This is a genomic window from Cohnella rhizosphaerae (assembly GCF_029525575.1).
GTDB lineage: Bacteria > Bacillota > Bacilli > Paenibacillales > Paenibacillaceae > Cohnella > Cohnella rhizosphaerae.
In genome coordinates, this window is the sequence record NZ_JAPDIA010000008.1 from 1 (window position 1) to 14,287 (window position 14,287).

Here is a 14,287-nt window from a genome sequence, read left to right on the forward strand (position 1 = left end):
TTCCACAATGGGCGCAAGCCTGATGGAGCAACGCCGCGTGAGTGAGGAAGGCTTTCGGGTCGTAAAGCTCTGTTGCCAGGGAAGAATAAGGGCCAGTTAACTGCTGGTTCGATGACGGTACCTGAGAAGAAGCCCCGGCTAACTACGTGCCAGCAGCCGCGGTAATACGTAGGGGGCAAGCGTTGTCCGGAATTATTGGGCGTAAAGCGCGCGCAGGCGGTCTTTTAAGTCTGGTGTCTAAGTGCGGGGCTCAACCCCGTGATGCACTGGAAACTGGGAGACTTGAGTGCAGAAGAGGAGAGCGGAATTCCACGTGTAGCGGTGAAATGCGTAGAGATGTGGAGGACACCAGTGGCGAAGGCGGCTCTCTGGACTGTAACTGACGCTGAGGCGCGAAAGCGTGGGGAGCAAACAGGATTAGATACCCTGGTAGTCCACGCCGTAAACGATGAGTGCTAGGTGTTGGGGGGGTCCACCCCTCGGTGCCGAAGTTAACACATTAAGCACTCCGCCTGGGGAGTACGGTCGCAAGACTGAAACTCAAAGGAATTGACGGGGACCCGCACAAGCAGTGGAGTATGTGGTTTAATTCGAAGCAACGCGAAGAACCTTACCAGGTCTTGACATCCCTCTGACCGGTCTGAGATAGGCCTTTCCTTCGGGACAGAGGAGACAGGTGGTGCATGGTTGTCGTCAGCTCGTGTCGTGAGATGTTGGGTTAAGTCCCGCAACGAGCGCAACCCTTGGATTTAGTTGCCAGCACTTCGGGTGGGCACTCTAGATCGACTGCCGGTGACAAACCGGAGGAAGGCGGGGATGACGTCAAATCATCATGCCCCTTATGACCTGGGCTACACACGTACTACAATGGCCGGTACAACGGGCAGCGAAGTCGCGAGACGGAGCCAATCCTACCAAAGCCGGTCTCAGTTCGGATTGCAGGCTGCAACTCGCCTGCATGAAGTCGGAATTGCTAGTAATCGCGGATCAGCATGCCGCGGTGAATACGTTCCCGGGTCTTGTACACACCGCCCGTCACACCACGAGAGTTTACAACACCCGAAGCCGGTGGGGTAACCCGCAAGGGAGCCAGCCGTCGAAGGTGGGGTAGATGATTGGGGTGAAGTCGTAACAAGGTAGCCGTATCGGAAGGTGCGGCTGGATCACCTCCTTTCTAAGGAGCCCTTCGGGGCAATACGAAAGTCCGTGGCTTTAACGCTCGAGTTCAGTTTTGAAGGAGAAATCCTTCAGCAAGCTGATCTTACGATCACTTGCTTGCACCTTGAAAACCGGATAGCGAAACGAAAATGCGCAAATTAGAAATTCTCTACAATGCCTTGTGTAGACTTTGCTGAGAGCGAAGAGATGTCGAATGGAACAGCCTTTCGAGGATCGGCCGGACTGCGCAAGCAGGTTGGCGGGTTGATCGGAGAACGCAGTGACATCGACAACTCGGAGCGTTAGGTTAAGCTATTAAGGGCGCACGGAGGATGCCTAGGCGCCAGGAGCCTAAGAAGGACGCGGCGAACAGCGAAATTGCCTCGGGGAGCCGTAAGCAGGCTTTGATCCGGGGATGTCCGAATGGGGAAACCCGGCTGGGGTCATGCCCAGTCATCCATGAGTGAATACATAGCTCATGAGAAGGCACACCCAGGGAACTGAAACATCTAAGTACCTGGAGGAGAAGAAAACAAGAGTGATTCCGTCAGTAGCGGCGAGCGAAAGCGGATTAGCCCAAACCTGAGAGCTTGCTCTCAGGGGTTGTGGGACGTCTCACATGGAGTTACAAAGGAGCAGGTTAGGCGAAGAGATCTGGAAAGGTCCGGCATAGAGGGTAAAAGCCCCGTAGCCGAAAGTCTGCTCCCTCCGAGACGGATCCCGAGTACCGCGGGACACGAGAAACCCCGTGGGAATCCGGCAGGACCATCTGCCAAGGCTAAATACTCCCTGGCGACCGATAGTGAAGCAGTACCGTGAGGGAAAGGTGAAAAGCACCGCGGGAGCGGAGTGAAAAAAGAACCTGAAACCGTGCGCTTACAAGAAGTCAGAGCCCGATCTAGGGGTGATGGCGTGCCTTTTGTAGAATGAACCGGCGAGTTACGTTTACGTGCGAGGTTAAGTCGGAGAGACGGAGCCGCAGCGAAAGCGAGTCTGAATAGGGCGCTTGAGTACGTAGTCGTAGACCCGAAACCGGGTGATCTACCCCTGTGCAGGGTGAAGGTGAGGTAACACTTACTGGAGGCCCGAACTCGTGAGCGTTGAAAAGCTCTGGGATGACGTGGGGGTAGGGGAGAAATTCCAATCGAACTCGGAGATAGCTGGTTCTCCCCGAAATAGCTTTAGGGCTAGCCTCGAGATTTAGCATCATGGAGGTAGAGCACTGATTGGGTGCGGGGCCCGCCAAGGGTTACCAAGTCCAGTCAAACTCCGAATGCCATGGATGTATGCTCGGGAGTCAGACGGCGAGTGCTAAGATCCGTCGTCAAGAGGGAAAGAGCCCAGATCATCAGCTAAGGTCCCCAAGTGTGTGTTAAGTGGGAAAGGATGTGGAGTTGCGAAGACAACCAGGATGTTGGCTTAGAAGCAGCCACCATTTAAAGAGTGCGTAATAGCTCACTGGTCGAGTGACTCTGCGCCGAAAATGTAACGGGGCTAAACACACCACCGAAGCTATGGCATGTCGTAGTCTTCACTTTGTTTTGTTGGAACGCCGGGGCATTTTTTCAAAAACACCCGCCAAGGTTGTTTAAAAAGATTAACCAAAACGGCGCCGGCAAACAACCCCCCCGCGGGGGGGGGGAGAGACTACGACTTGGGTAGGGGAGCGTTGAATGCGGGTAGAAGTCGGACCGAGAGGACCGGTGGACTGCATTCAAGTGAGAATGCCGGTATGAGTAACGAAAAGACAGGTGAGAATCCTGTCCGCCGAAAGCCTAAGGGTTCCTGAGGAAGGTTCGTCCGCTCAGGGTAAGTCGGGACCTAAGGCGAGGCCGAAAGGCGTAGTCGAAGGACAACAGGTTGAAATTCCTGTACCACCGTAATCCGTTACGAGCGATGGGGGGACGCAGGAGGGCAAGAACGCGAGCTGATGGAATAGCTCGTCCAAGCAGTAAGGGGTGTGTGTAGGCAAATCCGCACACTAATACCTTGAGCTGTGATGGGGGAGGGGAAAATTACAGTACCGAAGGTTCCGTGCTCACGCTGCCGAGAAAAGCCTCTAGCCAGGAAAAGGTGCCCGTACCGCAAACCGACACAGGTAGGCGAGAAGAGAATTCTAAGGCGCGCGGAAGAACTCTCGTTAAGGAACTCGGCAAAATGACCCCGTAACTTCGGGAGAAGGGGTGCCTCGGTAGGGTGAATAGCCCGAGGGGGCCGCAGTGAATAGGCCCAAGCGACTGTTTAGCAAAAACACAGGTCTGTGCGAAGCCGTAAGGCGAAGTATACGGGCTGACGCCTGCCCGGTGCTGGAAGGTTAAGGGGAGCGGTTAGGGGCAACCCGAAGCTGTGAACCGAAGCCCCAGTAAACGGCGGCCGTAACTATAACGGTCCTAAGGTAGCGAAATTCCTTGTCAGGTAAATTCTGACCCGCACGAATGGCGTAACGACTTGGGCGCTGTCTCAACGAGAGATCCGGTGAAATTTTAGTACCTGTGAAGATGCAGGTTACCCGCGACGTGACGGAAAGACCCCATGGAGCTTTACTGTAGCTTGATATTGAACTTGGGTACGGTCTGTACAGGATAGGTGGGAGCCATTGAAGTAGGAGCGCAAGCTTCTATGGAGGCGCCGTTGGGATACCACCCTGATCGTATCTAGGTTCTAACCTGTCACCGTGAATCCGGTGAAGGGACCGTGTCAGGCGGACAGTTTGACTGGGGCGGTCGCCTCCTAAAGCGTAACGGAGGCGCCCCAAGGTTCCCTCAGAATGGTTGGAAATCATTCGAAGAGTGCAAAGGCATAAGGGAGCTTGACTGCGAGACCTACAAGTCGAGCAGGGACGAAAGTCGGGCTTAGTGATCCGGTGGTACCGAATGGAAGGGCCATCGCTCAACGGATAAAAGCTACCCTGGGGATAACAGGCTTATCTCCCCCAAGAGTCCACATCGACGGGGGAGGTTTGGCACCTCGATGTCGGCTCATCGCATCCTGGGGCTGAAGTAGGTCCCAAGGGTTGGGCTGTTCGCCCATTAAAGCGGTACGCGAGCTGGGTTCAGAACGTCGTGAGACAGTTCGGTCCCTATCTGTCGCGGGCGTAGGAAATTTGAGAGGGGCTGTCCTTAGTACGAGAGGACCGGGATGGACGCACCGCTGGTGTACCAGTTGTTCCGCCAGGAGCATCGCTGGGTAGCCAAGTGCGGGAGGGATAAGCGCTGAAAGCATCTAAGCGCGAAGCCCGCCTCAAGATGAGATTTCCCAGTATGTAAGACCCCTGGAAGAACACCAGGTTGATAGGCTCGGGGTGTAAGCATGGCAACATGTGTAGCTGACGAGTACTAATCGGTCGAGGGCTTATCCTACCGTTCCTTCCGAGGAACAAACGGCAAGCCGCACAGGCAAGAGCATTTCTAGCGCAAATTCGTTTCGCATCCGGTTTTCAGGGCGCAAGCTCTGTGAAGCTGCCAAGCTGGTTGGCTTATGCCAAACAGGAGGTTAAGCCTGAACAGGCTACACCGTTTGCGCGCTTCGCTGCACAACAGGTCTGGTGATTATGGCGGAGGGGTCCCACGCGTACCCATCTCGAACACGACCGTTAAGCCCTCCAGCGCCAATGGTACTTGGACCGCAGGGTCCTGGGAGAGTCGGACGTCGCCAGGCCAATAGCAGGACAAAGCGAACCACCTTCTTCGGAGGGTGGTTTTCTTTTGTGTTTTGCGAACGTTATGGGCGGGACGCGCGGCTTCGGATGGGTTAGCGGACTCAGTGGCCGTTATTATGCGGATATCCATCGTTTTGCGTAAGTTGCGGACCGGAAAGTCGTTATTGGCGCCGAAGTCGCTTGAAATCGCCCCCGACCGTGCGAATAGCGGCAACTGGGTCCGGAGACTCGCGAAAATGGGGAAAGAAAAGGAAATAACGGACCTGGAGTCCGCAAACGGCAAGCGTCAAAAAAAGACACGAAAAGGCCGCCGGCGCATGCGCCGGCGGCTTCTTCTAAGTAGTGTGAGTCGTTATAATGCGTTTCTGCGGCCGCGGGACAGAAGGACGAGACCGATGATCAGGACGATCAGGCCGATGCCGCCGAACGACCAGACGAATTCGACCGCTGCCTTGGCCAACCAAAGTACGATGGCTACGATGACTGCTAGGATTCCGAGTACGAGTACCATTGTGATGACCTCCATATCGTAAGGGGATATCTTCTATTACCCAAATTCGAGAGATTAAACAAAATTGAAGTAAAAAACGCAATAATGCCGGTTGCCATTAAGCGAAGTGCTGTTAAAATAACGTCTAGCAGGACATAAGAGAGGAAGCGGTCAAGTGGAGCGGGGAGCAGCAAGCAGACAAGAAGTCGTTCGCGTTCGCGGAGCATTGTCGAATACGAAGCGGAAACTGGTGGAGGGCGGGCTTACGGTCGGCTTTATCGGCGGATCGATCACGGACGGACGAGGCGCACACAATTGGCCGGAGCCGGTCTCGCGCTGGTTGGTCGCCAATTGTCCCGACGCTAGAATTGCCGTGGAGAATGCGGGCATCGGAGCGACGGGGAGCGATCTGGCGTGCTTTCGCGCCAAGCGGGACCTGATCGATCGGGGGTGCGACCTCGTTTTCGTGGAGTTCGCGGTGAACGATAACGGGGTAGCGACCGAACGCCGGCAAAAAACGCGCGAAGGCTTGCTCAGACAGTTGCTTGCGAGCGGGACGACCGATGTCGTGCTGGTCTATACCTACTGCCAGGACATGTACGAACCGATGTCGGAAGGGCGAATGCCGCCAAGCATCGAGGAGTTCGAGGCGCTGGCGGAGCATTATGCGCTGAGTTCGGTATGGATGGGGCTGCATGCGTTTAATGAAGTAAAGGCCGGGTTCCTTCGCTGGGAAGAATGGCTCCCGGACGGTCTTCATCCGACGGAGCGGGGCAGCTTCAGCTATGGCGAGAGCGTCATCGGCTATTTGCGGTCGGCGCTTGCGCATACGAGTGAAGCGCCCGCGGCCAGCGTCGCCAACGCTGTCTCCAGCTTGCCGGAGCCGTTGGATCCGGGGCATTGGCAGCAGGTCTCATTCGTGCCGTTCGAGGAGATCCGAACGGAAGGTCCCTGGACGATCAAGCGATGGGTGACGCTGGAATGGATCGACCGCGCGCTGTCGACGTCGGCGATCGAAGCCAAGCTCGCTTTTTCGTTCGAGGGGGAGAGGGCTCGCTTTGGCGTTCGACTTCGGCAAGCTGTCGGCCGAATGCCGATATCGGATCGACGGCGGGGAGTGGCAGGTATCGTCCAGGGAGCGCCCGGACTGGTGCGGACCGGCCGGATGGCTGAAGCTGGAGACGCTCGCCGATAGTCTGTCTAGCGGCAGACACGAGGTCGAGCTTGAGGTCGTGCACGGCAACAAGCCGGACTGCGCAGGCACGCGCTTCGATCTTGCCTTTGTCGGCGTCATCGTATAACGCAAAATAAAGGGAGCCCAACGCGGGGCTCCCTCTCTCGTCTAGCGCAAATTCGCGATGGCTACGTCAGGCTCGGCATCCGCGTCGTAATCGACGGCGCCAGTCTCGAAGCCGAACAGCTGGAAAAATTCCTTGCGGTAGCCTTCCAGATCGGACAGCGCGTACACGTTCTCCGTCGAAAGCGCCGCCCACAGCTTTTCCACTTCGGCTTGTATTTCCGGGCGCATTTCCCAATCGTCGATGCGAATGCGGCCTTTCTCGTCCACAGCCGTCTCGCCGCCGCCGTACAGCCGTTCGGAGAACAGTCTGTACATTTGCTCGATGCAGCCTTCGTGAAGTCCTTTTTCCTTCATTACCTTATACAGAACGGAAATATAAAGCGGAACGACCGGAATGGCGGAGCTCGATTGGGTGACCAACGCCTTGTTCACCGAGACGAAAGCGCGTCCGCCGGTCGCGGACAGCCGATCGTTCAGGCGAAGGCCGGTCGCTTCGAGATCTTCCTTGGCGCGTCCGATCGTGCCTTCGCGGTACACGGCATGCGTGATCTCCGGCCCGATGTACGTGTACGCGACGGTCGTCGCATCCTCGGTCAGCACGCCCGCATCGCGAAGCGCGTCGATCCACATCTCCCAGTCTTCGCCGCCCATGACGGCGACCGTCTGGCGCACTTCGTCCTCGGTGGCGGGCTCGATCGAGGCAAGCGACACTTCGCCCGTGTGGAAGTTGACCGTCTTGTTCGTGTAGGTGCCGCCCAGCGGCTTGATGACGGAGGAAAACGTCTCGCCCGTCTTCGGATGCGTCCGCCGCGGCGATGCGACGCTGTAGACGACGAGATCGACCTGGTCCAGCTCATCTCGGATGGTGGCGATCGTCTTGTCCTTGATCTCGTCGGAGAAGGCGTCGCCGACGATGCTGAACTACTTCAGCCCGGCTTCGGAAGCCGCTTCTTCGAAGGCGGCCGAGTTGTACCAGCCGGCAGAGGCCGTGCGGGCGCCTTCGGCGGCTTTGTCGAAGTAGACGCCGATCGTGTTCGCGCCGGCGCCGAAGGCGGCGACGATACGGGAAGCGAGGCCGTAGCCCGTCGAAGCGCCGATGACGAGCGCATTGCGCGGGCCTTTGACGGCGGGCTTGCCTTTTACGTATTCCACTTGACGCTGAACCTGGATGGCGCAGCCGTCCGGATGCGCGGTCGTGCAGATAAAGCCGCGGGTTTTCGGTTGGATGATCATGGGTTCGCATTTTCCTTTGCCATATAGAATAGGAGGACGAGTCGTGCTGGTCCGACTTCCCTATTGTACCTAATTCGGACGGGGGAAGGGAAGGCTGGGGAAAGCGAAACGATCCCGATTACATATGACAGTTGTCATGCCGGGAAGATTACGGTTGTGAATGCATGAACGTTTTTCCAAACGATACACTGATTCTAGCGGTCAGACGAATGGAGGAAGATAGAATGAACCCAGTCATCGAGCTCGAACGGGTCAGCAAAGTATATAAAGGCAAACGCGCGGTAGACGGACTGTCGCTTACGGTATCCAAAGGCAGCGTGCTGGCCTTGCTAGGGCCGAACGGCGCGGGCAAGACAACGACGGTCTCGATGATCCTCGGCTTGCTGCAGCCGACGGAAGGGAAGGTCAGGCTGCTCGGAGGCGATCCCCGGGAGGCTGGCGTGCGGAAAAGAATCGGAGCGATGCTGCAGGAAGTGAGCGTCATCGACAATCTGAAGGTATCCGAGACGATCGAGCTGTTCCGCGGCTTTTACGACAAGCCGCTTCCGCTCGCCGATCTGCTCCGGATCTCCGCGCTCGAAGCGGAACGGGGGGAAGATGGCTACGGCGCTCTCGGGCGGGCAGCAGCGACGTCTCGGCTTCGCTCTCGCACTAGCCGGAGATCCGGAGGTGCTGTTCCTTGACGAGCCGACCGTCGGCATGGACGTCACTTCGCGCCAGCTGTTCTGGGACACGGTGCGGAAGATGGCCGACCGCGGCAAGACGATCGTGCTGACGACGCATTACCTGGAGGAAGCGGACAGCATCGCGGACCGGATCGTCGTCGTAAGCGACGGCCGGATCGTCGCGGACGGTTCGCCGAGCGAGATTAAAGCCCGCACGACTGGGCGCGTCATCTCGTTTACGGCCGGCGAACGGACAAGCGACGAGGAGCTGCGGGCGATTCCGGGCGTAAAGGAGCTAAGCCGAAGCGGCAGGCGCGTGAAGCTGATGAGCGAGGATACGGATCGGCTTATCGCCGAGCTGATCGGCAGGCGTACGGATATGCGCGATATCGAGATCGGCAGCGGCGGCCTGGAAGAAGCGTTCCAGGCGCTCGTGAGCAAGGCTGAATAAAGTGAGCGTCCCGTTTACAACATTATTGAAGGAGCTGTTCCTATGAATCAGACGGCGCGCGCCACCTGGGCGCAATGCAAATCGGAAATGCTGCGCACGGCCAGAAACAAGCGGTTCGTCATTTTCTCGGTCATGATGCCGATCGCCTTATTCTTTATCTTCACCGGCACGATGAACGCGGACGCCACGGTCGACGGCACGGACTGGATCCCTTATTATCTCATGTCCATGACGGCTTACGGCGTCATCGGCGCGAGCCTCACCTCGTTCGCTCCCCGCATCGCCAAAGAACGGGCGCAAGGGTGGATTCGCCTGCTGCGAATTACGCCGCTGCCTTCGGGCTCCTATGTACTGTCCAAGATCGTCGCCCAAGCGCTGATCAACCTGGTGATCATCGTGCTCGTCTTCTCGGTCGCAGGCCTATCCAAAGGCATCGATCTGTCCGCGGCGGTCTGGGTGGAGAGCGGGCTGTGGATCTGGCTTGGCGGCTTCGCCTTCATGGCGCTCGCTACGCTCGTCGGCTCGATGCGCAACGCGGACGCGGTTCAGGTGCTGAGCATGATTTTATATCTGGGCATGTCCGTCATGGGAGGTTTGTGGGTGCCGACCGCTACGTTTCCGCAGATCATGCAAAATATCGCGAAATGGCTCCCGACTTATCGGGTCGGCCAGGGCGCCTGGAATCTCGTAGGGGGGCGGGCATCCCGAATGGGCCGGCTTCGGAATATTGGCTGCCTATGCGCTCGTTTTCGTGATAATATCGTCCTATATCATGAAAAAGCAGGAAGCGGTGTAGCATGAAGCAACGAAGCGGGCAGGCGCGAAACGGGCCGACCCTTTATTTTTCCCTTATTTGGCTCGTGTATCTGGCATTTCCGCTCGAGACGATACTCCAGATGCCGATCGCGCAAATGCTGCCCAGCCTGCTGCTGCTCAGCTTGTTCGTCGGCACTTATCTGTTCAGCTTCAGGGCGCCGCGTTTCCGATTTACGGCTGCGCTGCTGCTGCTCGCGATGGTCGGCGTCTTCTGTTGGAAGTTCGGGGAAAACTTCGTTTTTCTCACCTTCTATCCGTCGCCGCTCGTCGGCACGCTCAAAGAAAAGTGGAAACGAATCGCGGGCATGGGCGCCATGCTGGCGCTGCTTGGAACGGTCGCGGCTTATTACGGCTTGTATGAAAACGAGAACGATATCTTTCAATATTTGCCTGCGATGCTGATCATGCTGACGGTGCCGCTCGGCATGCAGATGACCAGGCGCTCGAACGAGCTTAAAAACAAATTGTCGTTGGCCAACGACGAGATCGCCCGTCTCTCCAAAAGCGAGGAGCGGCAGCGCATCTCGCGCGATCTCCACGATACGCTCGGGCATACGCTGTCTCTGATCACGCTGAAGAGCGAGCTGGCCGAGCGGCTGATCGCCAAAAGTCCGGAACGCGCTGCGTCGGAGATCCGTGACGTGCAACATACGAGCCGGGCGGCGCTGAAGCAGCTGCGCGAGCTCGTATCCGGCATGAATGCGGCAACGACGACGGAGGAGGCCGCGCATGCGTCGATGCTGCTGCAGGCCGCGGGCATCCGGCTGCAGGCGAGCGGCGAACAACATCTTGCCGGCTTGCCGCCGCTCGTCGACAACATCATGGCCATGTGCCTGCGAGAGGCGATAACGAATGCGGTCAAGCATAGCGGCGCTTCTTCGTGCACCATCGAATGGGTCAAATTCGACGCGGGCATCGCGATGACGGTCAGCGACGACGGCCGCGGCTGCGCGTCCGGTCGCGGTGCCGAGACGACAGGCGGCTCAGGGCTGAGAGGCATGCGGGAGCGGCTGCGCCTGATCGAGGGAGAGCTCGAATGGCGTTCGCAGGCGGGGATGGGATCGCAGCTCGTCATTAAGCTGCCGCTCGTGGAAAAAACAGGAGTTGAGGAGGCGAATGGCGCGTGAGAGTGATCGTTGCGGAGGATCAAGGGATGCTGCGGGGCGCGCTGAGCGCGCTGCTCGATCTCGAGGACGACATCGAGGTCGTCGGACAAGCGGCCGACGGCGAGCAGGCGCTTCGCATGATCGAAACGCTCGACCCCGATCTGTGCGTAATGGATATTGAAATGCCGAAGCTCACCGGGCTTGACGTCGCGGAACGGATAAAGGAAGCGAAGCATGGCTGCAAGGTCGTCATCCTGACGACGTTTTCGCGATCGGGCTATTTTCAGCGCGCGATGCGGGCCGGCGTCAAAGGCTTCCTGCTGAAGGACTCGCCGATCGACGAGCTGGGCGCCGCGCTGCGCTCGGTCCATGGCGGCGGGCGCGCCGTCAGCCCGGAGCTGGCCATGCAGCTTTGGGAAGCCGAAAATCCGCTCACCGAAAGGGAGCGGGAAGTACTGAAGCTGGCCGGCGCGGGGCTTGGGGCGGGCGAGATCGCGTCGCGGCTGTTCCTGTCGCACGGCACGGTGCGCAATTATCTGTCCGAGGCGATTCAGAAGCTGGACGCCAAAAACCGAATCGAAGCGACGCTGATCGCGGAACGCAACGGCTGGCTTGGCTGATACCGCCGTGGCGCGCGCGTCTGCGAATGACGCACGAACGGCCTTGAAGGGCGAATGGCTCCCCTTCAAGGCCGTTCTTTCGTTGGCCGGATCGATTAGAAAAAGCCGACCCGCAGAATGATGACGAGCAAAACGAACATAACGAGCGCGAACGCCGCGCCGCTGCCATAGCCGCCGCCTTCAACCGGATATCCCATCGCTATCACCACCGTGTCCGAGGTTAAATGCTCATTGCTCAGTCAGTGTATGTGGATCGCGGAGATCGGCTTATGCTATAGCCTATACGGATCGATTTCATGCCCGGGGCGGCCGCTATTTCTTGGAGGCCCTTACCCGCCGCCAGCCGTAGACGGCCAGCGCGATGCCGGCGATCACGAGAACGGCGCCGACGTAAGGATTCAAGAAGATGAGGTCGGCGACGCCGAAAACAACGATTAATATTCCGAATATGACGAATTGAAGCGGGTGCGTCTGCATGCGGCGGAACCTCCGGTATTTGGCGATTGAATGTTGTTGATACGATCATAGGGGGTTCCGTTCTTTTTTTGCAATTGGGACGGCCAGCTTTTATGATGAAGAAAAACGACCGGCAAGGAGAGACGACATGTCCACCCGCTCGCAGCTTCGAACGTACGGCTTGTGGTTGGCAGGCTGCGCGGCGATCGTGCTCCTGTACGTTGGGTATACGTCGCCGATTGCGGTACCGGAAGCATACAGAGGCACCGCTGCCGACCCTTCTCTTTTTTATTCGGCCGATCAGCTCCGCGAGAGCGCGACGCTGAACGCCATCCGAAACGGCCTTTTTTTCTTCAGCTGGCCTTGGCAATGGGCGATCTATCTGTTCCTGCTGACCGGGGGCTGGTCGCGCGCCTGGAAGGCGCGGATCGACAAAAGCAAGCTGCCGGCTTTTCTGCGCCTGCCTTTTTACGTAATGCTCGTCTATGCGGCGTCCACATTGCTTTATTTGCCGCTGAAGATTGCCGGCTACTCGGTATCGCGCAGCTACGGCATCTCGACGCAGACTGCAGGGGGCTGGCTGGAGGACCGGGGAATCGACTTCATGATCGGATACGTTACGGTGGCGTTCGTGTACGCCGCAGCCCGATGGGTCATGTCACGCGGCGGACGGTGGTGGCTTCGTCTATGGCTTCTGTCCGTGCCGTTTACGCTGTTCATGATGTACGTCCAGCCTGTGGTCATCGACCCGCTCTACGACAAGTTCGCGGAATTGTCCGATCCCGCGCTCGAGGCCGCTATTCTGGATCTGGCGGGCAAGGCCGATATTCCCGCGGATCGGGTGTACGAAGTGCATATGTCCGGCAAGACGAACGCGATCAACGCCTACGTATCCGGCATCGGCGGCTCGCTTCGCATCGTGCTGTGGGACACGGCGATCGCCAAGCTGGATCGTCCGGAGATCATGCAGATTATGGCGCACGAGATGGGCCACTACGTCAAGCATCACCTGGAATGGAGCGCGGTCGGCGCGATAGGCAGTTCATTCGCCCTGCTCTGGATCGGCGGCCGCATCTACAATGTCGTCGTCCGGACGAAGGGCAAAGCGTGGGGGATTCACCGCGCCACGGACATGAACGCGCTGCCGCTCATCCTGCTGCTGCTGTCCGCGCTGAATTTCGCGGCGCTGCCGATCTCGAACGCGGTGTCCAGACAAGCCGAGGCCGCCGCGGACCGGTACGCGCTCGACCTGCTAGGAACGGCCGACGGCGCGGTGACGATGCATCAAAAGCTGGCGGTCGCCGCGCTGAGCGACGTGAATCCGCCGCTGTTGGTCAAGTGGCTGCGATCGACGCATCCGAGCGACATGGCGCGGATCGCGCAGGCCGAGCGGTATGCGGCGGCGCACGGGGAGGAGCAGGATGATTGAGGCAAGAGAAACGATGCACGGCATCGAAAGCGATGGCTTGCTGCTGCGATTGTATGTACTCAACGGCGTGCGAAGCGCTCCACGCTTCCTCGACGGATTGAACGGGACGCTCGCCGCGCGTTTGTCCGCGCTCGGATGCGAGGTACGAAGCCGCGTGCTCTTTCCTTACGGCGACTGGCACAGACGGCTGCTGCCGCAAATTCGGGAAGCCCGCTTCGACATCATGCTTCCGTATCGCAGATACGGGCGTTCCATCGGCGGAGGCCGCACGTTGGTAGCGCTGGATCGGGACCGGTCCGAACCGGAAGGAGACATGGGCGGATCGGATTCCGGGCGGCGCCGCGAAAAAGCGGAAGCGGAAACGGGTGCGGTACAAACGGATCATGCGTTAGCTGCGAACGGGGAGCGCACGTCCGATCGACGAAAGGAGATTGCGGTATTCGTCGGCCACAGCGCCGGCGGAGTGGCTGCCGTGCATGCGTCCGGGCTGCTGCTTGCGCGCGAAGGGGGGACTGCCGAGCCCTGTCGTCATGATCGGTTCGCCGAAGTGCCGCATCCCCGGACCGCTGCGGGACGCGGTGCTGTACGTACAGTCGGAGCGGACGCTGGAGTCGCGCGGCGCGGCGAACCGTTCGAAGACGCCTGCATCGGCACGGACGGGCATGCCTGCCGCGAGCAAGACGGCGGATCCGATCTGCCGGATCGGATCCTTCGGCGGTTGGGGCAGGAACGCAGGCAGGCTGCTGCCGGGCTGGCGGGGCGATCTTCATGCGCCGGGCGCCCGCGCCGCCGTCCGGATCGCCGGCGGACATGCCGATTATTTTCGCGACCGTTCCCCCCTACCTTTCGGAGGAGGGCCGAACGAACATGGAAGAGACGCTCGCGGCGCTATGGCCCTGGTTGAC

9 protein-coding genes, 3 rRNA genes and 2 pseudogenes are annotated in these 14,287 nt (G+C 58.8%); 10 read left to right on the plus strand and 4 right to left on the minus strand.

Going from position 1 to position 14,287, the window contains the following annotated elements; all coding sequences use genetic code 11:
• The 3 genes from OMP40_RS23185 to rrf form a co-directional block, all read left to right on the plus strand.
• A 16S ribosomal RNA gene (locus OMP40_RS23185) occupies positions 1-1,174 on the plus strand; the annotation flags it as partial.
• Between the two features lie 289 nt (positions 1,175-1,463).
• A 23S ribosomal RNA gene (locus OMP40_RS23190) occupies positions 1,464-4,517 on the plus strand.
• Between the two features lie 181 nt (positions 4,518-4,698).
• Positions 4,699-4,815, plus strand: a 5S ribosomal RNA gene (rrf, locus tag OMP40_RS23195).
• 353 nt (positions 4,816-5,168) lie between these two features.
• Here the strand turns inward: rrf and OMP40_RS23200 are convergent.
• Complete coding sequence (locus tag OMP40_RS23200; RefSeq protein WP_158543922.1) at positions 5,169-5,327, minus strand: hypothetical protein; 159 nt, start codon at positions 5,325-5,327, stop codon at positions 5,169-5,171.
• Between the two features lie 154 nt (positions 5,328-5,481).
• On the opposite strand from OMP40_RS23200, the gene OMP40_RS23205 reads away from it, so the two are divergent.
• Entirely contained in the window at positions 5,482-6,501 is a 1,020-nt protein-coding gene (locus OMP40_RS23205; RefSeq protein WP_277535003.1) for an SGNH/GDSL hydrolase family protein, read from the plus strand.
• 147 nt (positions 6,502-6,648) lie between these two features.
• On the opposite strand, the pseudogene fabV reads toward OMP40_RS23205, so the two are convergent.
• A pseudogene (gene fabV, locus OMP40_RS23210) lies at positions 6,649-7,839 on the minus strand (enoyl-ACP reductase FabV).
• Between the two features lie 224 nt (positions 7,840-8,063).
• Between fabV and OMP40_RS23215 the strand changes: the two are divergent.
• The 4 genes and pseudogenes from OMP40_RS23215 (at position 8,064) to OMP40_RS23230 (ending at position 11,497) form a co-directional block, all read left to right on the plus strand.
• Positions 8,064-8,955 (plus strand): annotated as a pseudogene (locus OMP40_RS23215) (ABC transporter ATP-binding protein).
• Positions 8,956-8,997: 42 nt separating this feature from the next.
• Positions 8,998-9,756: an ABC transporter permease gene (locus OMP40_RS23220; RefSeq protein WP_277535005.1), complete on the plus strand. Its 759-nt coding sequence runs from the start codon at positions 8,998-9,000 to the stop codon at positions 9,754-9,756.
• On the plus strand, positions 9,753-10,898 hold the full coding sequence (locus OMP40_RS23225) for a sensor histidine kinase (RefSeq protein ID WP_277535006.1): 1,146 nt from the start codon (positions 9,753-9,755) through the stop codon (positions 10,896-10,898). Before OMP40_RS23220 ends, OMP40_RS23225 begins: the two co-directional genes overlap by 4 nt.
• Positions 10,895-11,497, plus strand: a complete 603-nt coding sequence (locus OMP40_RS23230; protein ID WP_277535008.1) for a response regulator transcription factor — start codon at positions 10,895-10,897, stop codon at positions 11,495-11,497. The genes OMP40_RS23225 and OMP40_RS23230 overlap by 4 nt, the downstream gene beginning before the upstream one ends.
• A 95-nt stretch (positions 11,498-11,592) precedes the next feature.
• On the opposite strand, the gene OMP40_RS23235 is transcribed toward OMP40_RS23230, so the two are convergent.
• Positions 11,593-11,694, minus strand: a complete 102-nt coding sequence (locus OMP40_RS23235; RefSeq protein WP_217596084.1) for a sporulation protein YjcZ — start codon at positions 11,692-11,694, stop codon at positions 11,593-11,595.
• Positions 11,695-11,809: 115 nt separating this feature from the next.
• Complete coding sequence (locus tag OMP40_RS23240) at positions 11,810-11,974, minus strand: hypothetical protein (protein WP_277535010.1); 165 nt, start codon at positions 11,972-11,974, stop codon at positions 11,810-11,812.
• 127 nt (positions 11,975-12,101) lie between these two features.
• Between OMP40_RS23240 and OMP40_RS23245 the strand changes: the two genes are divergently transcribed.
• Both OMP40_RS23245 and OMP40_RS23250 read left to right on the plus strand, forming a co-directional pair.
• Positions 12,102-13,382, plus strand: coding sequence for a M48 family metallopeptidase (locus OMP40_RS23245; protein WP_277535012.1), 1,281 nt, complete (start codon positions 12,102-12,104; stop codon positions 13,380-13,382).
• On the plus strand, positions 13,375-14,286 hold the full coding sequence (locus OMP40_RS23250; protein ID WP_277535013.1) for a hypothetical protein: 912 nt from the start codon (positions 13,375-13,377) through the stop codon (positions 14,284-14,286). The genes OMP40_RS23245 and OMP40_RS23250 overlap by 8 nt, the downstream gene beginning before the upstream one ends.
• The last annotated feature ends 1 nt before the right edge of the window (position 14,287 follow it).